This window comes from Streptomyces soli (assembly GCF_003999195.1).
In the GTDB taxonomy this organism is placed as follows: Bacteria; Actinomycetota; Actinomycetes; order Streptomycetales; family Streptomycetaceae; genus Actinacidiphila; species Actinacidiphila soli.
Genome location: NZ_RJVR01000244.1, coordinates 22260 through 45683, shown reverse-complemented (window position 1 = coordinate 45683; position 23424 = coordinate 22260). Strand labels below are relative to the sequence as shown.

Below are 23424 nucleotides of genomic sequence, written 5' to 3'. Positions count from 1 at the left end.
GTGCGCGAGCAGCAAGCAGCCGGCGGTCAGCGCCGACAGCAGGCCGGCAGCGACCGGTCCGCCGGGCACCGCGGCCGGCGTGGGGGACAGCGCCGCCAGCCCCGCCCAGCCCCACGGCCCGGACCACAGCTCGACCCGCTCCAGCCACGGCACGGCATGCCCGTCGGCGGCCAGCGCGCTCTGCCCGGCGAGCGCCAGGACCACGAAGGACGCGTACGGAGTCAGCGCCCGCACCCAGCCCGCCACCCGCGTACTGTTCTCGACCGCGACCCCGAGAGCCGTCGCGAGCAGCGGCACGCACGTCGCCCCGGTGAGGCACCAGGCGAACCCAGCCGGCAGCTCCACCTTGACCGTCAGCCCCAGCGCGACCATGCCGATCGCGGCGGCCAGCACCCCGGCGCCCAGCGCCGCCGCGCACGACATCCAGAACCACGGCCGCAGCACACGCCCGATCCGCACCGGCTGCGCCAGCAGCCAGTCGACGCTCTCGCGCGGCGGCACCACCGGCCCCCGCCACAGACCGTCCCGGGCACCCAGCAGCAGGCACCCCACCGTGAGCGCGGCGATCCCGGCGGGCAATGCCGCCAGGATCGCCGGACCGTGACCGGTGTAGTCGGCGCCCATCGACGCCTGCAGGAACAGGCCCATGCTGGGCAGCACGCCCCATACGACGGCCAGCAGCAGCACGCAGTAGACGACGTACCCGATCTGACCGGCCCGTCGCCGCCGGTGCGGTGCCCGCAGCTCGCGCAGCAGCCGCAGCGTCTCGGCGGTCCAGTCGTCCTCCGCGGACCAGTCGGCCGCGCGCTCCTCGGTCGGCTGAGTGACCGTACTCACTTGGCCTCGCTCTCTATGCCCGCCAGCCACGAGTCGCCCGCGGCGTCCGGGCCGGCCAGTACGTCCTCGGGCGTCCCGTCAGCGACAATCCTGCCCTCGCGCAGCACCAGCACCCGGCTCGCGACCGAGCGGGCGAGTTCCGCGTGGTGGGTGACCAGCAGCACGCCCACCCCCTCGTCGGTCTCCGCCGTGATCAGATCGGCCAGCCGCCGCCGGGCGCCGGGGTCCAGCCGCTGCTCGGGTTCGTCGAGCAGCAGCAGGTCCCGGGGCCGTACGAGCGCCGACGCCAGCAGCAGCGACTGCAGCTGCCCCGACGACAACGCCGACGGCAGGGCGTGCGCGTGCCCGCTCAGCAGCCGCTCGGCGAGCACATGGTCGATCCACTCCGCCGCGCCCTCCACCCCGTGTGCGACCGCCACCAGCTGAAGGTGCTCCCGGACGGTGAGATCCGGATAGCACGCCGCCGTGTCCCCGACGACCGCCACACGCGCCCGTACCCGCGGATCGTTCTCGTCCATCGGCAGCCCGTCGAACGTGACCGTCCCCGTCGTCGGTCTGTCCCGGGCGGCGGCTATGCGCAGCAAGGTCGACTTCCCCGACCCGTTGTGGCCGAGCAGCGCGACGCACTCACCCGCTCCCAGCGACAGGTCGATCCGGTGCAGCACCTCCCGCCGGTCGTACGTGCGGCTGACGCCCTTCAATTGCAACAGCGGTACGCCCACGGACCGGACTCCTCGAGGCCACGAAACACATCGGACTCCGGCCCCGCGTCGCGTACGTCGCCCCGGGCCGGCTCCGGCCATTGTCCACGCCGGCCCGAGGCGTCGGGCGCGCGGTGCCCGGCTTCGGCGTAAGGCGCTGCGCGGTCATTGACAGGCCCTCGCCAAGGGAAGTTCACTTCCCCGGAGACAGGTATGGACCACTGGTCGGGGTGCCTGACTGCCCATGCGAACTCGCGCGCCAGCGTCTTCAGGAGGTCCTTGAGCCGACCGGGCCGCCTCCCACCGCGTCGGGGTCCACGCGCTCCGCGTCGGCGCCGCGCGTATCCGGCGGGCCGCCGGCTGCCGCGCGGACGGTCGGCACTGCGCCGGAGGCACCGATGGGAGCCCCGGCGCGGAGGAGTCAGCACCGGGTCGCCGCGTGGTTCTGCTGGCACGCGACGACAGGCAGGTCGCGGGTGCGGAACAGGTGCAGGGCCATCGTCTTGCGGACACGCGTGCTCCTCCTGCCCCGCCCGGAGCACCTCGTCCAGCTGCTCCACCCGCATCAGCGGCTCGGGCGTCTGCTGATTCAGGCTCATCTTGCCCAGGTCGTTCAATGCGTTGGTCGTTGATGGATTGCCGGTCGTAGAGGCATTTGGCGTAGCGGGGGAGGAGGCCCTCGACGCTGTTGCCGACGCGCTAGGTGACGGCGGGGTCGGCCCCGGCGACGCACAGCCCCGTCTCGAACAGCTTCACTCCGTCGGCCGACGGGGTTTCGCCCTGCGTGCGCACATGCGGGCCCACGCGATACGCGGGGCCACCGAGCGGGCAGTGGCCATCGACAGCGCCACCACGACAGTCTGGCGCGACCGCGACACCTTTCTGGTGGTTGAGCGTAGAGAGTGGGACCGTCGGCTGTCGGTGGTGGCTGATGGGAAGGCCGGCCCGTACGTCTGTGCTGCACGTACGGGCCGGCCTTTCACTGGAAGGTCACCTTTCGGGGTGGCTCAGCTCCACGTCGAAGCCCTTGGCTCCGCCACCCTCGAGCGTGACGGCGGTGGCCACCGGGGGGTAACCACTGGCGATGAGCGAGTACCCGCCCGCGTCGAGGTCGGTGAACGCATATGCGCCGTCCGGGCCGCTGATGGCGGTGCCGACGACGTTCCCGGCCGCGTCGAGCAGGGTCAGCCGGGCATCGGCGAGCGGGCGGTGATCGGCACCGGCCCGGACGGAGCCCTGCAGTTGGGCACCCGCCTGCAGGACGATCTCCACCCGGGTCTTCCCGGCACCGCCGACCTCGACAAGGCGGGCGGTGGGCCGGCAACCGGCGGCATTGACCGCGACCGTGAAGTCGCCCGCCGGCAGTTCGGCGAAGGCGAAGCCACCGCCCGCGTCCGTCTTGCCGGTAGCCAGCACCTCGCCCCGGACATCGGTCACCACAACTATCGCGCCCTCGACGGGCAGGTCGTCCAGCGCGCTGGTCACGACGCCTGTGAGCCCACCGCTCGCGGACAGCAACACGTCGTACGACACCGGCTCCTGGCCGACCGTGACGGTGGACGCCTGCGGCTGGCAGCCGTCGGCGGCCGCGATCAGGACATACGAACCGGAGCCTGGCACCGGAAGGGTGTAGCTGCCGTCGGCCTGGGCGGCGGCGCGGCCGAGCTGCTGTCCGGTGAGGGAGATCAGGGTCAGCGTGGCGGTGGCCACCGGCGTGCCGTCGGAGCCCCGCGCGTAGCCGTGGACGGCGGCGGTGCCGGCCACTGCGACGTCATCGCCGCCCGACGAGGCGAAGGCTGCCACCGGCTGCGGCTGCGGCTGCGGCTGCGGCTGCGCGGCTTCGGCGCCCACGCCGACCTGCTCCTGCTCGGGCTGCGGCGCCGCCGCATCCGCCGCCTCGGCGGCGCGCGCCTCCAGCGCGGAGATCTTCCGAAGTGGTACCTCCTTGATGAACAGGATCACAACGAAGGCGACGACCATCACGATCGCGGCGAGCAGGAACACCGTGTGCATGGCGTCCGCGAAGCCCGCTTTGAAGGGTTCGGCCAGGCGAGGGTCCAGCTTCTGGATGAAGGAGGAGTCACTGAGGACGCTGGTGGAACTGCCGCTGGAGCCGCCCTTGAGCATGCTCAGCACCGGCTTGTTCGCCGGGTCCGCCAGCACTGCCGGATCCCTCAGCGCGGCCTTGAAACTCGCGGTGGACGCGGCCGCGGTGAACGCCGAGGCGATCTTGCCGCTGACCGTGCTGAAGAGCACCGAGAGGAAGATCGCCGTACCGGCGGTGCCGCCCATCTGCCGGAAGAAGGTGGACGAGGAGGTCGCCACACCCATGTCCTTGAGTGGTACCGCGTTCTGCACCGCCAGGACCAGCGTCTGCATACAGCCGCCCAGGCCCAGGCCGAAGACGGCCATGTAGACCATGGTCTGCCACAGCGGCGTGTCCCACACGACCCTGAAGTAGAAGAGCGCCATCGCGGCGACCATCAGGGCGCTGCCGACGATCGGGAAAATCTTGTACCGGCCGGTCTTGGAGGTGACCTGACCGGAGGCGATCGAAGCGACGATCATGCCAGCCATCAACGGCAGCATCTCCAGGCCCGACTTGGTGGCACTGGCGCCCTTGACGATCTGCAGGTACTGCGGGATCACCAGCATGCCGCCGAACATGCCCATACCGATCAGTACCCCGGCCAGGCTGGTCAGGCTGAAGATCGGGATGCGGAACAGGCGCATCGGGATCAGTGCGGCGTCGCCCATCCAGCGCTCGACGAAGATCCAGACGATGATGCCGACCGCGCCGATCGCGTAGCAGGTGAGGGACCGCGTCGAGCCCCAGCCCCAGCCACGGCCCTGCTCGGCGACGAGCAGCAGCGGCACCACACCGATGATGAGGGTGAGCGCACCCCACCAGTCGATGCGGGACGCTCGGCGGGTGTGCGGGATGTTGAGCACCTTGGCGACGACGAACAGCGCGATGATGCCGATGGGCACATTGACCAGGAAGACCCACCGCCAGCCGACGATGCCCAGGATGCTGTTCGTCCCCGCGAGGAAACCGCCGATCAGCGGTCCGCCCACACTGGCGACGCCGAATGTTGCGAGCATGTAGCCCTGGTAACGGGCGCGTTCGCGGGGCGAGACGATGTCACCGATGATCGCCAACGCGAGTGACATCAGACCACCGGCGCCGATGCCCTGGAAGGCCCGGAACCAGGCCAGTTCGGCCATCGAGGTCGAGAAAGTGCACAGTGTGGAGCCGATGATGAAGACGCTGATCGCGCCCAGAAAGTAGGGCTTGCGGCCATGGAGGTCGGACAGCTTGCCGTACAGCGGTGTCGAGATCGTCGAGGTGATCAGATACGCGGTGGTGGCCCAGGCCTGCTGGCTGAGGCCGTGCAGATCGTCCGCGATGGTCCGGATGGACGTACTGACGATGGTCTGGTCGAGCGCGGCCAGGAACATGCCCAGCAACAGGCCGCTGAGAATGGTGAGGATCTGCCGGTGGCTGAGGCCGCCCGGCGAGGCTATCGGTGTGGACCCCGCGCTCTGCGCGGGGGCTGCATGGCTCATCGTGCTATTTCTCCCTGTTCTCCGCCGACACCCCTGAGTGACCTCCTGGGCAGTGTCGCGCGTTGTGATGTGCCAGCAAGTCGTCATTGAGATGCGTCAACAGCCGGACGAGCTGGAAGCGGTCCTCGGGCTGCCATCCCTGAATAACGGCCGCGACTTCGGAGTCCCGCTCACGCCGGTACTGCTCCAGGGCGGCGAACCCGGCACTGGTGGCGGTCAGCAGCGCGCCACGCCCGTCTTCCGGGTCCGCCCGACGTTCGACCAGGCCGCGGTCCACCAGGGACCTGGTCCGACGGCTGACCGTCGAAAGATCGAGGAGTGTGTCCGCGGCCAGATCGGTGGCCCGCCGTGGACCGTCCATCACGAGTCGGGCCAGCAGTAGGCGATCCGCGCCGCCGGGTTCGTACTTGGTGAGGTGTTTCCAGGCTGACACCAGCCGCATGAGCCGTACCATCTCGGCTCCCAGGCTGGCGGCCGCCTCCGTTGCGGTCAGCCTGTCGGGGCTCGTGCCGGTAGCGGTGCCGGGGGCGGCTGTGTCACCGCTCGTACCGGCGGGGGTACGGGGCCTGTTCCCGCGGTCATGGGTCGTTCTCGTGTCGATCGCCTGTTCCCCCCTCCGAAACTTGCTTGAGCCCCGCAAGTATAGTGCTAAATGCTTGCCTAGAGCAACTTGATGGCGCAAAGGTGTGGCTCAAAGTTGCCGGTGTGGCGTCCGACGGCTCGTGGGAGCCCCGGAGCCAGCGATCCCTGTGAGGAACAGAACTGACCCTGCTGCGCCGGCTACCACCCCCCCAGCACCAGGCAGCCCACCAGCTTCACCGCGAAGGTCCCCCACGGGGCGGGAGGTGGTGTGACGGCTCCGGACAGACACTTGGTGGGCTGGCAGCCGGTGAATGTTGCCAAGAGATGAAGTCGCTCATATGTGCGAAGGGATCCTGAGGCGTCAGGGCGAGGAACTCTGCACTCGGTGGGGTGACAGGCGTCCGTGAAAGATTGCCTTTTCGGGTGTGGGGTCGTTGGTCGGGGATGACAGTGATGCAGGAGGCTGCGGTCCCGACCGGGCGGCGACGCAAGATCACCGGCAGCAACGATGGCGAACCGGTTCTTCTGGCGGCAGATCCGCCGATCTATGCGGCGGTGGCCCTGCAGTGGCGACAGGACAGCCGGATGCTCCCGGGGCAGGTCGACCCGGAGTGGTCGGAGTTGGTGGCCGATGTACCGGACTTGGGCCTGCGATCCGGGCAGGATGCTGGTCTTCCTTCCGGCGTCGTGCTGGAAGCGGGCGGGGCGGGTGCTGCCGGCGGCAGCCGTCCGGTCTCTGTCGCGGTGGAGCCGAGGGGCCCGGCTGCACCTGCCGCCCGGCGGACAGCACACTGATCCCCGGCATAGCGTCGGGCCGGAAGGGCCACGCTGGGGCAGGGTTCCCGACACCGTCCTGCACAGGCGAGGTGCGGGATGCGCGCCGGCTGGTCCAGGGGCTGACCAGGGCATGGTCTCCACCCCCCGGTCCGAGCGGTAGGCCGCCCTCCAGAGACGTTGGCGACGTAAGCGGCAAGCCTGGCGAGGATCACTACGACGACAATGCAGCCACGACGGCGCCGATGGCCAGGTCGTGGGAGGCCACCACACAGGCGACGGCGACGATCACGAGCGCGGTTTCGCCGAGCGGCATACGCTTCAGCATGCCCAGCTGGATGAAGTGCCAGTCGAAGGTGGCGACACGAGGACCATCACCTCGACCAGGGAGCGCCCAGACGCACCACTCGTCGGCACCGGTGACGCAGAAGGGTGAACGGATGAGCGCGCGTTTCGAGGAGATCGACTGGCGCCCGACATCGATGGGCGACATCAGTCTGCGGCGTCGACGGGACCCGGCGTCGGGCGACGATGTGTACGAGGTGAAGCTCGGTGACGAGTTCTTGATGTCCAGCCTCTTCACGGCGGGAGAGATCGCGCTCACCCGTCTCGGCCTGGCGGAACTTCCGAGCGACGAACTGGACGTCGCCGTGGGCGGTCTCGGTCTCGGTTACACCGCTCAGGCGGCGTTGGACGACCCGCGTGTGCGCTCGCTGGTCGTGGTCGAGGCGCTTGGCGAAGTGATCGAGTGGCATGAGCGTGGGTTGGTACCGCTGGGTGCTCGGATGGCGTCGGACTCTCGCTGCCGACTGGTCCAAGGCGATTTCTTCGCGATGGTCGGCGATTCTTGTGGTCTGGATCCCCAGACACCGGACCGTCGTTTCCACGCCATCCTGCTGGATGTCGACCATTCGCCGCGCCATGTGCTGGACCCCCGTCACACGGCGCTCTACCAGCCTGCCGGGCTGCGCGTTCTTGCCGAACGTCTCCATCCTGACGGTGTCTTCGCTCTGTGGTCGAACGATGCACCGGACGATCAGTTCAACTCCGTGCTCGCGGAGGTCTTCGTGGAATCGGAAGCCCACGTCGTCGACTTCGACAATCCGCTGCAGGGGGGAACCGCGGCCAACACCGTCTATGTGGCGAGGAAGGGAGCGAGCACTGACCTCAGGCACTTGTGACGCTGCGCAGTGCGCGGGATTGCTGCCCGTTGGCCGAGTTCGTGTTCCGCCATCCCCAGCACGTCGCGGCTCGCCACCGCAGCGGCGTCGGCAGGCGCCGTCGGTGTGCCGCACTTCAAGGGAGTGGACCACACGCTCGGTGCCCACCTCGTGGGCGACCAGGTCGGCGAACCCCGGCGGCGCCCGTGACCGCCGCCGCGGTCCAGACATCGAAGCCGATCCAGTCCGCGGTCCGGGCCGAGAAGGCCACCGCGGTGACCGGCTTATGCCCGCCGCGGCGGAGCGACGTACGTCACGCGCCGACGGCCGGCCCACCCAGGGATCGGGAGGGCCGGCCGTAGCGTTTGACGTGACGTGACGTGACGTGACGTCAGGATTTCCGAGACGTCAGGTAGGTCAGATACACCGCGTCGGGACACCCGGGCACCGCACGCAGCGTCCAGCGCCCCGCGACGGTCGCGGAGGAGAAGTTCGACTCGGCGTCGTACGTCTCCACCTCGCCCTCCGCGGGCGTGTACCCGGCCTTGGGTAGCCGCTGCTGCATGAAGGACAGGGCGGCCCGGAAACCGCCGTGCACCACCGTGTTGACGACCAAGCGATTGCCCGAGCTGTGCTCCACGGACGTGACGGTGGCGCGTTCGGGGACCGGCAGGGTCGCCGGGAACTCCTTGGGCAGCGGCAGCGACGTACTCGTGGGGCAGCCGCGGACGCCGTTTCCGCCGTGCTCGCCACCTGCGACGGCACGGCAGAGGGCTTGCCGGCCGGGGTGCCGTGGGCGCAACCGGTGACGAACATGCCGGTGAGCACGGCACCGGTGAGCATCACGGCTGGGGCAAGGGCTTCACCTACTGGCCTCCCTTTAAGGGGAGATCTGAGAAGGTCAGGCCTGGTGGCGCGTGCGCCGGATCAACTGGTCGACATCGGCGAGATGCATGGTCATGGCCTCGGCCGCTGCCGCCGGATCACGGGCCTGAAGCGCGTCACGGATCGCCCGGTGGCCGGCCAGGGACGACCGACGTCCCTCCCGCGTGCTGTGGGAGTCCTTGCGTACCGGGGTGGTCCATGAACTGACCATCGTGCTCAACGCGGTGAGCAGCGGATTGTGGCTCGCCCGGGCCAGGGTCAGATGGAACTGGATGTCCAGCTCCAGCGACTTGGCGCCCAGCAGGTTCTCGTCCGTGGCGTGCAGGATGTCGTCCAACTGCAGTAGATCCGCGCTGGTGGCGCGCAGTGCCGCGAACTCGGCGATCTTCGGCTCGATGACCGTCCGCAGCTCGGCCACATTCGCCAGCTCCCGGTCGGCCTCGCCCAACTCGGCCAGCCTGGCGTAGAGATCATTGACCTGCGTGGGCGGCGCCAGCACCACGGTGCCCTTGCCCTGCCGTCGCTCGATGAGGTGCTTGTCCTCCAGCTTGTGCAGGGCCTCCCGGAGCGAGGTCCGCGACACCGACAGCGACTCGGCCAGTTCGCGCTCCGGCGGCAACCTGTCACCCGGGGCGAGTTCGCCCAGCGCGATCATCTGCTCCAGGTGGGCGACGAGCGCGTCGCTTACGCTGCGGACACGGGTGCGCAGCGGCGGCACCTTCGCCACTCCCATGTCCTTTACCTCCTTGGCCACTGTGCAGTCAGCGTACAGGGCCCGTTCACCGCGGGTCCGGGCTTCACCCCGGGCCGGGGCGGGCACCGAGAGTCTTTTCCGATCATGTCCACGCGGCGAAGTCGCTCTTACGGATGAGGCAGTGGACGCCCTTGACGTCGTCCACCACCTGGGTCACCACGAAGTCCGCGGCGGCACTGAGATAGGCGTAGCCGTCGTCCGCCGGCACCTGGTACAGATCGGCAAGTACGCGCAGGGCCTCGCGGACCGCCTCGCGGAACGCCTCGTTGAGGTCGCGGTGCAGGCCGAGCGCGAGCCAGTGCTCCGAGGTCTCGCCGAAGGGCCGCTGCAGCCGCCCCAGCAGAGCGCGGCTTTCTTCCGCCGGCAGCACCGTCGCACGCAGGGTCGCGCGCAGCGGGGCCTCCAGCGCGGTGAGAGCCACCTCGCCGTGCCCTTGGGCGTAGTGCGGGTCTCCCATGAACAGCCCGGCGCCGTCCACCTGCACCGGCAGGTACAGGCTGGTGCCCGCGACGAGGTCCTTGACGTCCATGTTGCCGCCGAACGGCCCGGGCGGCACGGAGTTGAGCGCAGTGGCACCACTGGGCGTCACCCCGATGAGCCCGAGGAACGGCGCGAGGGGAAAGCGCAGCTCCCGGCCGCCCGGCACCGCCAGGCTCCCCGTGAAGTCCGCCGAGGCCCGGCAGAACTTGGAGACGTGGCCGGCCTTCTCCGGGTCGCTGGGATCGGGCTCGAAGCCGGCGTACGGCAGCGGCGGGAGCTCGCCGGCCAGGGCGCCGTAACCGTGTCTGCTCGAGATGATGCCGTACGGCGCTCGCGGCACGAGCTCCAGGAAGTCGATCTTCAGTATGTCGCCGGGCCTGGCCCCGCTGACCGCGATCGGCCCGGTGACGACATGAGGACCGTCGGCACCTGCGTCGCGGACGGGGAAATCGGCCGCAATGTCGACGGCGTCGCGCAACACGTCGTCGGGGCCGACCCCGAACTGTCCGAAGAAGGTCCGGGGATCCCTGCCGTGGTCCTCCACGATGCCCTCGTGGGAGACGGTGTCCACGGTGATCGTCTCCCCGGAGCCCATCTCGGCGATCTGTGTGGCGCCCTCGGTGGGCAGCCATCCCCAGGTGACCGTTTCGACGGTCGACGCCAGGTAGTGCCGGCCAGGGATGGGTCCCTCGTGGGGCTGAAGGAGGGGCATGCTCACGACTCGTTCCTCTCCGGTATTCCGGCAATCAGGTCAATCTCGATGTCGGCGCCCACGGCCAGCCCGGTGACGCCGACGCATGTGCGGCTCGGCAGGGGGCCGCCGAACCAGGTTTCGTAGGCCTTGTTGAAGACGCCGAAGTCATCGAAGTCGGTCAGGTAGACCCGGACCATCAGCACGTCGTCGAGCGTGAGGGCGAACTGCCGGAGTACCGCCACCAGATTGCGGCGCACCTGCTCCGCCTGGGCGACCACTCCGCCCTCCACCAACCGGCCTGTCGCCGGGTCGGTGGGCATCTGCCCGGTGACGAAGACCAGCGATCCGAAGCGGGTCGCGTGCGCGAACGGGCCCACCTGCGGCGGCACCCCGTCCTCGGCCGAGAAGACGAAGGTCTCTTTCTCTGTCATGCGACCTCTCCAACGCTTTCCGCGCCCATGATCCGCAGGAACCGGGCGGTGGCCGGGTGCTTGGGACGGGTGAGGATCTCCTCGGCGGGCCCCTCCTCGGTGACGGACCCGTTGCTCATGAACACGACCCGGTCGGCGACCTCCTGGGCGAAGCGCAGCTGATGGGTGGCGATGAGCATGGTCAGCCCGTCCTCGCGGGCGAGCCCGCGGATCACTTCGAGCACTTCGTGGATGAGTTCCGGGTCGAGGGCCGACGTCGGCTCGTCGAGCAGCAGCACCCGGGGGTTGGGCGCGAGCGCCCGGGCGATGGCCACGCGCTGCTGCTGACCGCCCGACAGGTGCCGCGGCAGGGCGTCCGCCCGATGGGCCAGACCGACCCGCTCCAGCAGCTCGTCCGCCCTGCGTGCCGCCTCCGCGGCAAGCATCCCGTGTACCCACCGCAGCGGTCCCGCCACGTTCTCACGGGCGGTGAGGTGGCTGAAGAGATTGAAGTGCTGGAAGACCATGCCGACCCCGGCCTCCGCGCGGGCCCCGGCGACCTTCGCGGGGGAGAGCGGCCTGCCGTCGCCGGTGTAGCCGATACGGCGGCCCGCGATCAGGACCGCCCCCGACTCCACGTCCTCCAGGTGGTTGATGCCACGCAGCAGCGTGCTCTTGCCGGACCCGCTGGGGCCGAGCAGGGCGACGACCTCGCCGGTCCGTACGGTCATGTCCAGCCCGTCGAGTACGACGTGCTCCCCGTACCGCTTGTGCAGGTCGCGGACCTCTACGGCCGCCGCAGCGCCGTCGAGCGCCGCGGCGCGGGCTTGCCGTTCCCACGGCTCGGGCGGGGTCGGCGGCAGCCACAGTTCCTCGGCCTCGGCGGGCGCCGCGGCACCGGCGTCCTTCGCCACAGTCGGCGTGACCGGCCGGCGGATCGGCAGCAGCCGGGCCGCCCACGACCGGGACGCGGGACGGTCCAGGTCCAGCGCGCGCTCGGCCGCCAGCTGTATGGCGCTGATGGCTCCGGTGAGGGCGAGATACATGACCCCGGACGCGCAGAAGATCGAGAAGAAGTCGAAGGTGGACGAGGCGAGCTGGGTGCTGCGTAGGGTCAGTTCCTGGACGGCGATGAAGGACGCGAGCGAGGAGTTCTTGAGCGTCGTCACGGCTTCGTTGCCGAGAGCCGGGACCATGAGACGTATCGCCTGCGGAGCGACGACGCGCCGCATGATCACGACCGGCGTCATGCCGAGCGCCTGGCCGGCGGTCACCTGGCCCTTGTCCACCCCGAGCACGCCGGACCGGAAGACTTCCGCGATGAAGGTGGCCTCGTTGGCCGCGAGCGCGAGCCCGGCCGCCATCATCGGACTGAGCATCAGACCGGCGTGCGGCAGGGCGTCGTAGGCGAAGACCAGCTGCAGGATCAGCGGGGTGCCCCGGAAGATGATCGTGTACCCGCGCGCCACCCCGGACAGCGCCTTGTGCCTGGACAGCTGCATGCTCGCCAGCGCGAAGCCCAGCACCAGACCGCCGAGCAGCCCCAGCGCCGTCAGCTGCAGGGTGATGAGGATGCCCTGCAGCAGATACGGCATCTCCAGGTAGTGAAGGAAGCCGGACATCAGCCGGTCACCAGCTTCGGTGCCTCCAGAGTGCCCGTCTGAAGCGACCACTTCTTGAGCAGCTTCGTCTCCGTGCCGTTCTTCTGGACCTCGGTGACCGCGGCCTTGATGGCGTCGCGGAACTGGGTCTTGCCCTTCGGCACGGCGATGCCGATGGAGTAGGGCAGCGTCACGGCGGTCGCCTTGCCCAGGCTATTCGGGTTCGCTTTGACCGCCTGGTCCACGGTGTTGACGTCATTGATGTAGGTGTCCGCCCGGCCGGCGAGGATCACCTGGATGCACTGGGCGTTGTTGTCGTACAGCTGCACCTGCGGAGCGGGACGGCCGGCGGCCTTGCACGCACTGGCGAGGTTCTGGACGAGCGGCACCTCGACGAAGCCGGTGTTGAGCGCGGCGGTGGACCCGCACAGGGAGGTGTTGATGCCCGTGAGCTTCTTCGGGTTGCCCTTGCGCACCAGCACCCCGTCGAAGACCTTGGAGTAGGTGACGAAGTCCGCCGCCTTGGCACGCTCGGAGGTGGCGTAGATGTCGGAGATGACGAGGTCGGCCTGGCCGCTCTGCAGCGTGGTCAGCAGCGCCGGGAAGGCCACTGCCTTGTAGTTCAGCTTGAAGCCCAGACAGTCGCCGAGAGCGGTGCCGAGATCGATGTCGAATCCGACGTACTTGCTCGGATCGTTGGGATCGAGCGCCTCGTATCCCGGCGTGTGCGGGTTGATCGCGTTCGTGAACGACTTGCCCTTGAGCGTCGGGTACGTGGTCTGCAGCTGCTTGCAGGCGGCCGACACCGGGGCTGCGGTTGCTGCGGCGTTTGTTGCCGTGCTGGAGCCCGAGCTGGAGCCGCAGGCCGTGAGAACGGCAAGTGAAGCGGCGGACGCCGCTGCTACCGGCAGAAGGTGGCGCATGGGGCCGTTCCTCTCGGTCACTGGTGCAGGAGATCGATGGACGGATGGTCCAACCAATGCAGACCCTATGAACGCCCCGCGCATCCGTCAGTAGCCGAACGCAAACGTTAACCCGCTCTTACAGGGATGCAACAAACGGGGGTCGCCACGGAGGTCCTGGACATGCAGGCGAAACCGGATCGCCGCAATACGTAGCCGGTGTTGCGGTAGTCCGCGCCGTGCTCCCAGCGCAGCGCGATCTCCGCCCGGCAGGCGGCGACCGGATGGGCCACCGCTTCGGAGACCGGCCAGACAGCACCCGTCATCCCACTGGGAGGCCGCATCCGCCGCACCCAACTACTCGGCCTCATCAACGAGTACCAGCAAGCAGCCTGACCGCACCCATACAAACGACCTGGTCAACAGCCCGAACCGGAATTTTCACGCGGGACAGGGCGATGAACGACATTGCGCGGTACATCGTGTTGTTCTCCAATTAGGGGAATTTTCTCACAGTAAACGGGTATCGCCGTCCACGCGAGATCCGTATCGTGTACCTGAAACAGTGGGAAGCAGCGTAAAAGAATACAGATTCCGCAGTGCTGAAACACCAGGGCACTTCAATCAACAGTAAACAAACGGCTGACACGCATCACAAGGCCGAGCAGGCGATCTGTGCGAACCGTTCGATCTTGGCGTTGGCCCGGGGTCATCGGAGTTTGATGAACCGCTGCCGCAGCCTGAGTCCGACAGCACGTGCGGCACCGCACATAGGCCACCAAGCGGTCAGGCCCCGGGCACCGGTCTCGCCCAGCGCTTTCACGCCGGCCGAGCCCGCTCTGACAGTCTCGGCTGAGACACCCGCTTGGTCGGGTTAGCCTGGATGGGCGAGAGCAGGAGTACACCCCGGCATGGTCAGCACCACCACCCCGCTTCGCGGTGGCCGGCACGCGAGACAGCGCCACACCTACCGAGATGCCAATCCACCCACCTCGACTATTCGTTCAGAAAGCTTACGCATGCGTCCAGTATCCGTTCAACTTGCCTCGGCTTCTACATAGCCAGTTGTGCAGAACTGGCTACCGCGCAGGGCCTTGAAGATCGGAACTGCGACTCGCCATTGCGAGCCTCGGCAAACGCTAATTGTGAGCGTCCGGAGTGGTGGCATCATCGCTTCCATATCCGGCCTGTCTTTTTCGTGGAGAGAAATGACGTCAATCGCCGACACTGCGGATCTCGCGCCATTTGCTCGGCCCGGTGAGCCCGAGTATGTCCGGGCCACAGTGGCCTACCAGCTGGCAGTGACGGTCGATCCGGTGGGCGCGTTCGTGGCACGGTCGGTCGCCGCTGTCGTGCGCGCTGTCGGCGTCGCGTGTTCGGCGCGTCTTCCGATCCAGGTCACCACGACGGGACATGCGATGGGTCGAGGCGCCCCGGTGTCGGGGTCCCTCCTGCTCCGGCCTGAGATCGAAGCTCCCGTTCAGGTCGATGTCGACGCATGTACCGCGCGGGTGCCGGCGGGCAAGCGGTGGCAGGACGTCGTGAACGAGGCGGCGCCGCACGGGTTGGCCGCACTGCACGGCTCCTCGCCGACCGTCGGAGTGATCGGGTTCCTGCTCGGCGGAGGAGTGAGTTTCTACGGCCGTCGCTTCGGCGTCTCGTCGAACTTCGTGCGCTCCCTGACCGTGGTGCTCGCCGACGGCCAGATCGTGACCGCCAGCTCCTCGGAGCATGCGGAGCTCTTCTGGGCTCTGCGAGGGGGAGGCGGAGGATTCGGGATCGTCGTCGAGGCCGAGATCGACCTCGTGCCCATCGCGGAGATCATCACAGGGGCGATCATGTGGGACGCCGCCCACGCGATGGAGATCGCGCCACGGTGGCAGCGCTGGGCCGCAACAGCCCCGGACGCCGTCACGACATCCCTACGGCTACTCAACCTCCCACCCGTTGACGGGGTTCCTCCCGAGATCACGGACAAGCAGGTCCTGGCTTTGGACGGTGCCGTCATCGCGTCCACCACCGCCGACCTCAGGGCTGCACAGGAGATCGCCGACGGGCTCCTCGCACCCCTGCGCGCGGTTGCCACTCCGCTCATTGACACCTGGGCAGTCGCGAAGCCGCGTGAGCTTCCCCTCACGCACATGGACCCACAGGAACCCATCCCGCTCAGAAGCGACACCGCACTGCTGCGCGAGTTCGACGACGAGGGCTGGCGCACGTTCTTGCGCGCGGCCGGCGCCGGCTCTGGAACAACGCTCCTGTCGGTCGAACTCCGACAGCTTGGCGGCGCCTTCGCCACACCGTCCCAAAACGGCGGCGTGCTCGATCACATCGACGCTGCCTACCTGTACTGGAGCGGCGGCCTCATGACGGGGCCCTTCGAGCACACCACGCCCGTCGACCTTGAGTACATCCGAGACGCGACGCTGAGCTACCGGACAGGACTGACCGTGCCGACCTGGGTCGAGAGGCACGACCTGCCCCAGCAGAGGACCTACGACGACGAGACGCTCGCGGCCGTCGAGCGCATCCGTAAGCAAGTCGACCCGGAAGGCCTCTTCGCCGGCGACATCTCGCCGATCCGCGACTGAACACGCACTGCGACGCCAAGGCCTGCCCCTCTGCGCATGGAGGGGCAGGCGGCAGGCGAGATTGGGAGTGCAGGAGCCGAAGCGCCGGCCAGCCGGCGTCCACCGCCATCGCGCTGCGCGCCCACGCCAACGGGATGTACGTGACCGCGGAGAACGGCGGCGCGTCTGCTTTGACCGGGATGGTTCACCGGGTTGCTGGTCGCGGCCGGGACCGGTGACCCGGTTGGATGTGGTGACACGTTCGATCCGGAAAGGTGGGGGTGCGGTGGCAGAGCCCGTTCGCGTGCGCAGACTGACCGACCAGGAGGGGCAGCGGCTGCAGTAGATCGTGCGCCGGGGCAGTACCAACTCGTTGCGCTATCGGCGCGCAATGATGCTGCTGGCCTCCGCTGGCGGGAACCGAGTGCCGGTGATCGCCCAGCTGGTGCAGGCAGACGAGGACACGGTCCGTGACGTGATCCATCGGTTCAACGAGATCGGCCTGGCCGGCCTGGACCCTCGGACCTCCGCGAGTTCACGCAAACTGCGCCGTGAGTGGACCGGGCAGTCGCTGCTTTCCTATCCGGAGACCGGTGCCCCGTGGGCCTGTCGCTCACGTTCCGGCCCTTGCGGACCGGCGTGGCGGACGCGATGTCCGCCTCTTGGGACAAAGTGTCCGCATACCGGCTCCCCGCTATAAACTAAACGGAACGTACAGAATGGCAGGGTGAGGGCGGAGTCAATTGAGAGAGACCCAGGGGACTCGGAGGGTGTCCGGGGGACGGCCGCCAGGAGGTGTCGCAGAGGCGCCGGCGGCGCCGACCGCAGCGGAAACCGAAGCCGTCCTTTCGCCAGCGCGGCTGCGGAAGGTGATCCTGGTCCTCGCTGTGGGCACCGGCCTGGCGGTCGCCAACATCTACTACTCGCAGCCGTTGCTCGCTCCCATCGGGTCGGGTTTCGGTGTCAGCCAGGGCAGCACCACGCTGGTGGTTTCACCCTCACGCAACTCGGATACGCCCTTGGCCTGGTTGTCCTGCTGCCGCTGGGTGACTTCGATCTTCCTCGGCGGCGCCGTAGCCACCGCGGTGTCCGGGGTCGTGAACGACAGGTACGGCTGGACGGGCGTGTCGCTGGTCGGCGCCGCCCTCGCGCTCATCGGGGTGTGCGTGTGGGCGGTCTCCACTCTGAGCCAGGTGCGTGCAGAGGCCGCGGCCGGCCGAGAGATCGCCGCGTGAGCGGCGCACTGCCGGGGGCAGAGCGACGCGTGGCCCGCCGGTACAGGCAGCGTCGAGTGGACGGCACTGCGAAACAAGGGCGGAACGGCATGAAGCGCTGGGAGGGGAGCGGGCTCGCCCTGCTCGTGGCCGGTACGTTCTTCATGGAGAACCTGGACGGCACCATCATCTCGACCGCCGCTCCGCGTATGGCCGAGTCCTTCAATACCGCCGCGGTGGACATCAACGTGGTGATGACCGCTTATCTGGTCACGCTCGCCGTCTGCATCCCCGCCAGTGGTTGGCTGACCGAACGTTTCGGCCCCAGGCGGGTGTTCGGTGCGGCGATCGCGGTCTTCACCGTTGCCTCCGGGCTGTGCGCCATCAGCGGCAGCCTGCCGATGCTCACCGCCATGAGGATCCTGCAGGGCATCGGCGGGGCGATGATGGTGCCGGTGGGACGGCTGGTGGTGCTGCGGACCACCGACCGCCGTGATCTGGTCACCGCCATCGCCTACCTGACCTGGCCGGCGCTGCTCGCTCCGGTCGTGGCGCCGGCGCTGGGCGGGCTGTTCGTGACCTACGCCTCCTGGCGCTGGATCTTCCTGGTCAACCTGCCGCTGGGTGCCGTGTGCCTGTATGCCGCGCTGCGCATGGTGGGCCGTACGCCGGCCCCGGTCGGGCGGGTGCGGCTCGACTGGGCGGGATTCCTGCTGACCGGGGTGGGGCTCGCGGCCGTGTTGCTGGGCATGGAGCAACTCGGCGGCGACGATGTCGTCTCGCCGCTGGCAGTCCTCGCACTGGCCGCCGTGATGTTGACCGTGTCCGCCGTCCATATGCTGCGCACAAAAAACCCATTGCTCGACCTGAGGACGCTGCGCATACGCACCTACAATGCCGCCACGCTCAGCGGTTCCCTTTTCCGGACGGTGGTCAGTGCCGCACCGTTCCTGCTCCCCTTGATGTTTCAGGTTGTCTTCGGATGGGGGCCATTGCGGGCAGGACTGGTGGTCATCGCCGTGTTCGTGGGCAATATCGGGATCAAGCCCGCGACGACCCCGATCATGCGGAAGTTCGGATTCCGGCCAGTGATCGTTGTCAGCACGGTCGGGCTCGCCGCGACGTTCGCCGCCTGCGCGGCGCTGACCGCTGAGACGCCGCTGTGGATCACTTCGGTGGTGCTGCTGGCCAGCGGTGTGTTTCGGTCCACGGGCTTCACGGCCTACAACACCCTTCAGTTCGCCGATGTTGGCCCCGACGTCCTTTCCGGGGCCAATACGCTTTCGGCCACCGCGCAGCAGCTGGCCGCGGGCCTGGGAGTCGCGGTCGGCGCGTTGATCCTGCGGGGCGCCGCCGTGCTGCCCGGCGACGGCGGGGAAGGACCGGGAGCCTACCGGGTGGCATGGTTGGGGATCGCCGTGCTCACCTGCCTGTCCGGGGTGCAGGCTTTCAGGCTGGCCCCTGATGCCGGCTCCGCAATCCGGCCAGCAGCTGCCTGACGAGTGTCGCCGCCAGCTCGTCGTGCAGCGGCTCGTGACCGAGCAGCAGGCGGTGGTAGACGGGTGCGAAGAGCTGGTCGACGGCGGCGGCGACCTCGATGCCGTGGTCCAGCTCGCCGCGTTCCACAGCCTCGCGCAGCAGACGCGCCGCGATCTGCCGGCGTGGCCGCAGCCACTGTTCGTCGAGTGCCGCCCTGATGTCGGGGTCTGCCTGCCCCGCGGCGATCAGGTCGGCCATCAGCGGCCCCGTCGCAGTGTCCCGGAACAGCCGGGCGAGAGCCCCGACCTGGTAGGTGAGCGCCTCGGCCAGGGAGGCATTCAGCGGGACGTCAGTGGTATTCCTGGTGCGGCTGAAGAAACTCTCCAGCATCACGTGGGCGCGTGACGGCCACCACTTGTAAACGGTTGCCTTGCTGACTTGCGCACGGGCCGCGATGGCCTCCATGGTCACAGCGTCGATCCCACCGGCGATCAGCAGGTCCGCCGCCGCTTCGAGCACGGCAGTGCGGGCACGTTCGCTGCGCGGACGGCCGCGGGGCGCACGCGTCTCCGGCGCACTGCTCGCGCCATCCGCCGGGGGCCCATTGCTGACCGATGCTTCCATCGCTACGCCCACCGCAGCCCTTCCAACTCTGCGCCACACCAGTGATCGCACCGTACAGGAAGGCGGTGCCGGCGCACGCACGCACGCCTGATCTCGGCCCGGACAGCGCGGCGGCCGAAGGATCACGCGAACCGGCCGGCCCCTCGTCGAACAGTCAGCGAAGACCCTCTGATCTGACCGGGCATCCCAGTCGTCGACCGCAGAGTCTCCCGGCCGACGGCTCCAGTCCCCGGTGTAAGTCCCTCGGACGGGCCACATGCCGCGTTCGGCGACGAACGTCGCCAGGCCGTAGGGCATCAGCTCACCAGCGGCGTCCTTCGCGGTGCGCTGTACCTCGATGTGCCGCTCGGCCGGGTTGCCGTAGGCGGCGCTGTCCAGGGCGGCGAGCTCGCGCCCTGGAGGGCGACGTCGGCCAGCACGGTCGGCGCGATGTACTTGGTGGCGCGGTCGCTGCCGCCGCCGGTGACGACACGGCCGGCGGCGAGCAGGGAGGCGAGCCGGTCGAAGTGCCGCTCGTTGACGATCCGCCCGTACTCGGCGGAGGTCTTCGGCTCGGCCCCGAAGAGCGCCTCGACAGCGCGGGCGAGCGCGGGGCTCCAACGCAACGGCGGTCTCCGGGTCGGTGAGGACGTAGTGCGGGGGCGACGCAAATCTGTCCGGCGTTGACGAACTTGCCGCGCGCGAGCCGGTCCGCGACGACGGTCAGGTCGGCGTCCCGGTCGACGAACGCCGGTGACTTGCCGCCCAGTTCGAGGGCGACGGGGGTGAGGTGCTCTGCGGCGGCACGCAGCACGACGCGGCCGACCGATCCACGTTCGGTCAGCGCTCCTCGGGGAACGTGTCACCGTACATCGGTAGGCCGCTCAACGAGTTCGCGCGAGATGTCTCGTCCTCGATGATGTCCCAGTGCTCCTTGAGCAGCCCATCCTCCATACGGACGAAGTCTGCGGCGATCCAGGGTGCTGGTTGAGCGTGTCCGGAGAACCGTCCGCGGACCATCACCATGTCGCCTTCGGCCATGATGCAGTCGACCTCGTGGCGCAGCTCGTCCGGCAGGATCTTGATCAGATTGAAAAGACCCTCCCGGCCCTGCTCGATGTGCGCACTGTGTTGGATGTAGTCCGGGGACCAGAACTTCTCGGCGGTTGCGTAGTCACGCTTGTTGAAGAGGGTGTCGAACGCCTCCCGGACGATCTCCTTGTTCCTTTCTTCCACGCTCTGTCCCATGAGAGTTCTCCCTACAGGTGGTGCCGGAATGTTTCTCTCCGGCAGATCCGATGAACAGCGACGCCGCGGCGATCGGCCTTGCCTTCGGCGCGCGCTGACGCCTCGCCAAGGCGCCTCCTGTGGCGCAACACATGGCCGCAGCACGTTCCGGGGCGATCCCATTGAAGTCGTGGGAGGAGTCAAGATCCCCCGGTTTGACAGACTCCAGCTTCAGACTTGAGCCATGCCGCCGTCGACGCTCAGGTCCATGCCTGCACAGAAACTGCTCTCGTCGGATGCAAGGAAGAGGGCGGCCGCTGCGACTTCCTCGGGGCGTCCCATGCGTCCGAGGGGGATGACCGATGCGAAGGCTGCCCTGATTGCGTCCGCGCCTTCCTGGGAGTCTGCTTGGCTGTCCATGATCGGGGTGTCGATCGGGCCCGGGCTGAGGTTGTTGACCCGGATGCCGCGGTCCTTGAGCTCCTTGGTCCAGGTGCGGGCGTAGGAGCGCAGGGCGGCCTTGGTGGCGCTGTAGGTGGTGTACCCGTCGAGGCCGGTGTAGCCGGCGATCGATCCGACGAGGATGATCGATCCGCCGTCGTTCATCAGGGGCAGTGCTTTCTGGGCGGTGAAGAGGGTGCCACGGGCGTTGAGGTTGAAGGTGCGGTCGAAGCTGTCTTCGGTGATCTGGCCGAACTCCTGCGGATCGACCAGGCCCGAGTTGGCGACGACGACGTCGATCTTCCCCTTCTCATTCTCGATGGTCTGGAAGAGACGGTCGAGGTCGGCGGAGACGGTGGCATCGCCCTGGACGGAGGTGATGTTCCTGCCGATCTTGTCTTTTGCCTTGTCCAGTTCGGGCTGGCGCCGCCCGGTGATGAACACGTAGGCACCTTCCTCCACGAACCTCTGCGCGATCGCGAATCCGATACCGCTGCTGCCGCCGGTGACGAGGGCGACCTTGTCGTCCAGCCTGTTCATTGCTGTGACCTTTCATGTGTGAGCCGTGTGAGTTCTGATGGCCGATCCCGTGGGTGTTCCGCCCGCTTCGGGCACTGCCTAGTTCCGTTCTCATCCGGCGATGAGGTCGAACTCGTTGCCTTGGGGGTCGGCGAACGTTTTCCAGCGGGGGGAGCCCTGGTTGACGTCGCGGATCCGGGAGGCGCCGAACGCGACCAGCCGCTGCGACTCGGCCTCGAAGGTGGGGCTGATGAGGTCGAGGTGCTGCCGGTTCTTCACCGACTTCGGCTCGGGTAGGAAACTCAGCCGCGGGGTGGCCCCGTCCGGGTGTTTTCCTCCGACGCGGGGAGATTCAGATGGCGGTGCGGCCGCCATCGACGGCGATGGTCGCGCCGGTGACGTAGCTTGCCTTTGGTGAGGCGAGGAAGGCGACGACTTCGGCGATTTCGTCGGGCTCGGCGGCGCGCTTCATCGCGGTGGTCTCGGCGAGCTGGTCGAACAGGGCGCGGGCCTCGGGCCGGGTGTAGACGGGGCCGGGGGCAACGGTGTTGAAGCGGACGCCGCGGCCGCTGTACTCGGCTGTCCAGGCCTGCGTCATTGATGCCAGGGATGCCTTGGTCGCGCCGTAGGCGGCGCCGGTGGCCAGGCCGAGGCTGCCGGCCATGCTGCCCATGTTGATCACGCTGCCCGATCCCTTCGCCGCCATCGCCGGGGCGAACGCGGCGACGAGGAAGAACGGCGCGCGGACGTTGCCGGCGAACATCGCGTCGTAGTCGGAGACCTTCATCTCCTCGGTCGGTGCCCAGACGGCTTGCCCGGCGTTGTTGACCAGGACATCGATCTCGCCGACCTCGGCGGCGAGCCGTTCGATGTCGGCCGGGTCCTCGAGGTCCGCAGCGACGAATCGGGCGTGTCCGCAGGCGGTGGTGATCTCGTTGACGGTCTCGGCACCGCGCTGGGCGTTGCGGCCGACCACGACGACGGACATGCCGTCGGCGGCCAGCCGCTTGGCGACCGCCCGGCCGATGCCGGACGTGGCCCCGGTGACCAGGGCGGTGAGGGGATGCGGGTCCAGGTTGTTTGTGCGCTCCACAGACATGGGATGCACCTTTCGAAATTGTCATCCAGACCGGTCTGTCTGGTAACACGACCAACGTAGGCAGGCTCGTCCGGCTATGTCAACGGGATCGCGCGATCAATTGAAGACAGACAGACCTGTCTGCTACCTTGAGGTCATGTCTGAGAAGGTGCTCTCCCCGCGGGAACGCAGCGCGGCGGCGCGGGCGCGGCTGCTGGCCGCCGCCGACGAGTTGTTCTACGCCGAGGGTGTGCAGTCGGTCGGGATCGACCGAGTCATCGAGCGCGCCGGAGTCGCGAAGGCAACGCTGTACAGCGCGTTCGGCAGCAAGGACGGCTTGGTCCGGGCCTACCTCCAGGCACGGCACGCCGCCACAGCCGAGCGCATGGCGCGCGAGCTCGAAGCACGTTACGACACCCCCAAAGAGCGCCTGGTCGGCGCGTTCGAGGTGCAGGGTCTGTCGTTCACCGAGCCGGGGTTCCGTGGCTGCGCGTTCGTCAGCGCGAGCGCCGACGCCCCACCCGGCGGAGTCGTCGAACAGACCGCGCAGGACTACCGAACCTGGCTGCACGAGCTGTTCTTCGACCTCGCCCAGCAGGCAGGCGCCCAGGACGCGAAGTCACTCGCCCAGCAACTGGTCCTGCTCTACGACGGCGCCGGCATCAGCGCCTGGATGGACCGCAACCCCAGCGCCGAAACAGCCGCCCGCACCATGGCCGCCGCGGTAGTCGACGCCGCCATCCCAGACTGAACCAGCCCACGTCGACCGCGATCGCTAACCCCCGATCCAGGCGACGGGCGTCGGAAGTGAGCTTCCACGGGCTTGTGCCGCGGGTTGGTGAACTGTCGGTCGTTGCGGGGCAGGGGGTGATCGCCTGGTCGGTCAGTTGCGGCAGCCGCGCACGCTCTGCCAGACGCACCACCGGCGCCAGCCCCGCCGCGC

General features: G+C 68.5%; 20 protein-coding genes and 4 pseudogenes. 7 read left to right on the top strand and 17 right to left on the bottom strand.

What is annotated here, in order from left to right; translation table 11 throughout:
- From EFK10_RS24690 to EFK10_RS24675, 4 genes and pseudogenes are all read right to left on the bottom strand, one after another.
- A pseudogene (locus EFK10_RS24690) lies at positions 1–837 on the bottom strand (hypothetical protein); the annotation flags it as partial.
- Positions 834–1559 carry an ABC transporter ATP-binding protein gene (locus tag EFK10_RS24685; RefSeq protein WP_240677443.1) on the bottom strand — a complete coding sequence of 242 codons (726 nt, stop codon included), beginning with the start codon at positions 1557–1559 and terminating at the stop codon, positions 834–836. The pseudogene EFK10_RS24690 and the gene EFK10_RS24685, both read right to left, overlap by 4 nt.
- Positions 1560–2528: 969 nt before the next feature.
- Positions 2529–5108: an MFS transporter gene (locus EFK10_RS24680; RefSeq protein WP_127357849.1), complete on the bottom strand. Its 2580-nt coding sequence runs from the start codon at positions 5106–5108 to the stop codon at positions 2529–2531.
- A gap of 4 nt (positions 5109–5112) precedes the next feature.
- A complete protein-coding gene (locus EFK10_RS24675; protein ID WP_240677442.1) occupies positions 5113–5550 on the bottom strand; it encodes a MarR family winged helix-turn-helix transcriptional regulator in 438 nt (145 codons plus the stop codon).
- Between the two features lie 593 nt (positions 5551–6143).
- Here EFK10_RS24675 and EFK10_RS24670 point away from each other — a divergent pair.
- Both EFK10_RS24670 and EFK10_RS24665 read left to right on the top strand, forming a co-directional pair.
- Positions 6144–6485 carry a hypothetical protein gene (locus tag EFK10_RS24670; RefSeq protein ID WP_127357846.1) on the top strand — a complete coding sequence of 114 codons (342 nt, stop codon included), beginning with the start codon at positions 6144–6146 and terminating at the stop codon, positions 6483–6485.
- 419 nt (positions 6486–6904) lie between these two features.
- On the top strand, positions 6905–7645 hold the full coding sequence (locus EFK10_RS24665; RefSeq protein WP_127357845.1) for a polyamine aminopropyltransferase: 741 nt from the start codon (positions 6905–6907) through the stop codon (positions 7643–7645).
- A gap of 370 nt (positions 7646–8015) precedes the next feature.
- Here the strand turns inward: EFK10_RS24665 and EFK10_RS24660 are convergent, their stop codons facing one another.
- The 7 genes and pseudogenes from EFK10_RS24660 to EFK10_RS24635 all read right to left on the bottom strand — a co-directional run bounded on the left by EFK10_RS24660 (position 8016) and on the right by EFK10_RS24635 (position 13371).
- A complete protein-coding gene (locus EFK10_RS24660; RefSeq protein ID WP_127357843.1) occupies positions 8016–8426 on the bottom strand; it encodes a hypothetical protein in 411 nt (136 codons plus the stop codon).
- Positions 8427–8525: 99 nt separating this feature from the next.
- Complete coding sequence (locus EFK10_RS24655; protein ID WP_127357841.1) at positions 8526–9242, bottom strand: FadR/GntR family transcriptional regulator; 717 nt, start codon at positions 9240–9242, stop codon at positions 8526–8528.
- Positions 9243–9345: 103 nt separating this feature from the next.
- The gene (locus EFK10_RS24650) at positions 9346–10455 is read right to left on the bottom strand and encodes an acetamidase/formamidase family protein (protein ID WP_127357853.1); all 1110 of its coding nucleotides are present in this window, start codon (positions 10453–10455) and stop codon (positions 9346–9348) included.
- Between the two features lie 2 nt (positions 10456–10457).
- Positions 10458–10868, bottom strand: coding sequence for a RidA family protein (locus tag EFK10_RS24645; RefSeq protein ID WP_127357839.1), 411 nt, complete (start codon positions 10866–10868; stop codon positions 10458–10460).
- Positions 10865–11623: an amino acid ABC transporter ATP-binding protein gene (locus tag EFK10_RS53450; RefSeq protein WP_240677444.1), complete on the bottom strand. Its 759-nt coding sequence runs from the start codon at positions 11621–11623 to the stop codon at positions 10865–10867. Before EFK10_RS53450 ends, EFK10_RS24645 begins: the two co-directional genes overlap by 4 nt.
- 228 nt (positions 11624–11851) lie before the next feature.
- Positions 11852–12442: pseudogene (locus tag EFK10_RS53445) on the bottom strand (amino acid ABC transporter permease); the annotation flags it as partial.
- Positions 12443–12468: 26 nt separating this feature from the next.
- On the bottom strand, positions 12469–13371 hold the full coding sequence (locus tag EFK10_RS24635; RefSeq protein ID WP_127357835.1) for an ABC transporter substrate-binding protein: 903 nt from the start codon (positions 13369–13371) through the stop codon (positions 12469–12471).
- A gap of 1187 nt (positions 13372–14558) precedes the next feature.
- Between EFK10_RS24635 and EFK10_RS24630 the strand changes: the two genes are divergently transcribed.
- The 4 genes and pseudogenes from EFK10_RS24630 (at position 14559) to EFK10_RS24615 (ending at position 18633) form a co-directional block, all read left to right on the top strand.
- Positions 14559–15941 carry an FAD-binding oxidoreductase gene (locus EFK10_RS24630; RefSeq protein WP_127357833.1) on the top strand — a complete coding sequence of 461 codons (1383 nt, stop codon included), beginning with the start codon at positions 14559–14561 and terminating at the stop codon, positions 15939–15941.
- Positions 15942–16266: 325 nt separating this feature from the next.
- Positions 16267–16467: pseudogene (locus tag EFK10_RS53440) on the top strand (helix-turn-helix domain-containing protein); the annotation flags it as partial.
- A 340-nt stretch (positions 16468–16807) separates the two neighbouring features.
- Positions 16808–17155, top strand: coding sequence for a hypothetical protein (locus EFK10_RS24620; protein WP_127357831.1), 348 nt, complete (start codon positions 16808–16810; stop codon positions 17153–17155).
- Positions 17156–17244: 89 nt separating this feature from the next.
- On the top strand, positions 17245–18633 hold the full coding sequence (locus EFK10_RS24615) for an MFS transporter (RefSeq protein WP_127357829.1): 1389 nt from the start codon (positions 17245–17247) through the stop codon (positions 18631–18633).
- Here the strand turns inward: EFK10_RS24615 and EFK10_RS24610 are convergent.
- From EFK10_RS24610 to EFK10_RS24590, 6 genes and pseudogenes are all read right to left on the bottom strand, one after another.
- Positions 18584–19237 (bottom strand): TetR/AcrR family transcriptional regulator, encoded by a 654-nt coding sequence (locus tag EFK10_RS24610; protein WP_127357827.1) that lies wholly within the window; start codon positions 19235–19237, stop codon positions 18584–18586. The genes EFK10_RS24615 and EFK10_RS24610 overlap by 50 nt on opposite strands.
- A 404-nt stretch (positions 19238–19641) precedes the next feature.
- A pseudogene (locus tag EFK10_RS24605) lies at positions 19642–20057 on the bottom strand (aldehyde dehydrogenase family protein); the annotation flags it as partial.
- Complete coding sequence (locus tag EFK10_RS24600; RefSeq protein ID WP_127357825.1) at positions 20057–20464, bottom strand: nuclear transport factor 2 family protein; 408 nt, start codon at positions 20462–20464, stop codon at positions 20057–20059. The pseudogene EFK10_RS24605 and the gene EFK10_RS24600, both read right to left, overlap by 1 nt.
- Before the next feature lie 210 nt (positions 20465–20674).
- Positions 20675–21424, bottom strand: a complete 750-nt coding sequence (locus EFK10_RS24595) for an SDR family NAD(P)-dependent oxidoreductase (protein WP_127357824.1) — start codon at positions 21422–21424, stop codon at positions 20675–20677.
- A 90-nt stretch (positions 21425–21514) separates the two neighbouring features.
- Positions 21515–21778: a VOC family protein gene (locus EFK10_RS52260; RefSeq protein WP_164836139.1), complete on the bottom strand. Its 264-nt coding sequence runs from the start codon at positions 21776–21778 to the stop codon at positions 21515–21517.
- Positions 21756–22502, bottom strand: a complete 747-nt coding sequence (locus EFK10_RS24590) for an SDR family NAD(P)-dependent oxidoreductase (RefSeq protein WP_127357822.1) — start codon at positions 22500–22502, stop codon at positions 21756–21758. The genes EFK10_RS52260 and EFK10_RS24590 overlap by 23 nt, the downstream gene beginning before the upstream one ends.
- Positions 22503–22638: 136 nt before the next feature.
- On the opposite strand from EFK10_RS24590, the gene EFK10_RS24585 reads away from it, so the two are divergent.
- Positions 22639–23232, top strand: coding sequence for a TetR/AcrR family transcriptional regulator (locus EFK10_RS24585; protein WP_127357818.1), 594 nt, complete (start codon positions 22639–22641; stop codon positions 23230–23232).
- The last annotated feature ends 192 nt before the right edge of the window (positions 23233–23424 follow it).